1 protein-coding gene is annotated in these 1,342 nt (G+C 68.9%); it reads right to left on the bottom strand.

Going from position 1 to position 1,342, the window contains the following annotated elements; translation table 11 throughout:
* The coding region (locus AC2TEW_RS39010) for an IS30 family transposase (protein WP_484627856.1) at positions 1-1,335 on the bottom strand (1,335 nt) is incomplete at its 3' end.
* Between the last annotated feature and the right edge of the window lie 7 nt (positions 1,336-1,342).

Here is a 1,342-nt window from a genome sequence, read left to right as displayed (position 1 = left end):
TAGGTGCTCGTTGAGGGCTTCGGCAGGTGTCTTCCAACCGAGGCTCTTGCGGGGTCTGCTGTTGAGCGTGGCGGCGACCGCTTCGATATCCTCAGCCGCCCATCGGGACAGGTCGGTGCCCTTCGGGAAGTACTGCCGCAGCAGACCGTTCGTGTTCTCGTTGGTACCGCGCTGCCACGGGCTGTGCGGGTCGGCGAAGTAGACCGGAACGCCGGTCTCGATGGTGAACTGGGCGTGCGCCGAGAGCTCCTTGCCACGGCCCCAGGTCAACGACCGCCACAGCTGCTCGGGCAGGCTGCCGATCGTCGTTGCAAGCGCGTCCTTCATGGTCACAGCGCCGTAACCGGCCAGCGGTGGACCGTTCTTGGTGCGGGGAACGATACCGTAGCCGTCCTGGCGGGGCAGGTGGACGAGCACCGTGAACCGGGTCGTGCGCTCGACCAGTGTGCCGATCGCCGACCGCTCGAGTCCGATCAGGAGGTCGCCCTCCCAGTGTCCCGGCACGGCGCGGTCGTCGGCCTCGGCCGGCCGTTCGCTGATCAATACCTCGGGCGTGACGTGCGCCCACGCCTTCCGCTTGGCCCGGGCCCGGGGCACTCGCAGAGCCCTGCCGGTACGCAGGCAGGCGACGACCTCACGCTTGAGCGCTCCACGGCCTTCGATGAACAGAGACTGGTAGATCGCCTCGTGCGAGATGCGCATGGACTCATCATCGGGGAAGTCGGCCTTCAGCCGGTTCGCGATCTGCTCCGGGCTCCATGCTGTGGCCCAGCGGCGGTCGCCGCGGTGCGGCTTGTTCCGCCCCTTCCACGGTGCGGCCTGCGGCCCCAGGGCCGTCCCGTCCAAGCGGCTGACCTGGCCTGAAAGCCTTTCCTGTACGTAGTTTCGCAGCCGATCGTTCGCAGCCAGCTTCGCTGTCCTCGGACGCTGGGCCACGAGGTCCGCCTTCCACTGCGCGACCGAGGCCCGGTACTCCAGACGGCCGCCTCGGGTTGCGGCGTTGCGCCGCAGCTCCCGGGAGATCGTCGACGGGGCGCGGCCGAGGCGTCGCGCGGTCTCGCGAACGCCGACGCCCTGCGCTTTCAGGATCGCGATCTCTTCACGCTCGTGGAAGGACAGGTACCGGCCGGAGGGCGGGGCAAGATCCATCGGTGGCATACCGCCACCGTGCCGAAACCACCTGCCACCCGCCGCCTGGGATACGCCAACCGCAGCTGCCGCCTCCTCAGCAAGCAACCCCTTCGCAATCGCCTGCCAGAACTGGCGCTGAACCTCCCGCCGAAGCGCCGGCGCACCCGGAGACTTCATCGGCGACCGCCCGGTCAACGCCGCCATCCACCCA

Source organism: Kitasatospora sp. NEAU-CNBT7 (assembly GCF_057220535.1).
The sequence above is the reverse complement of the archived record's forward strand: the minus strand, read 5'-3'. Positions and strand labels throughout refer to the sequence as shown.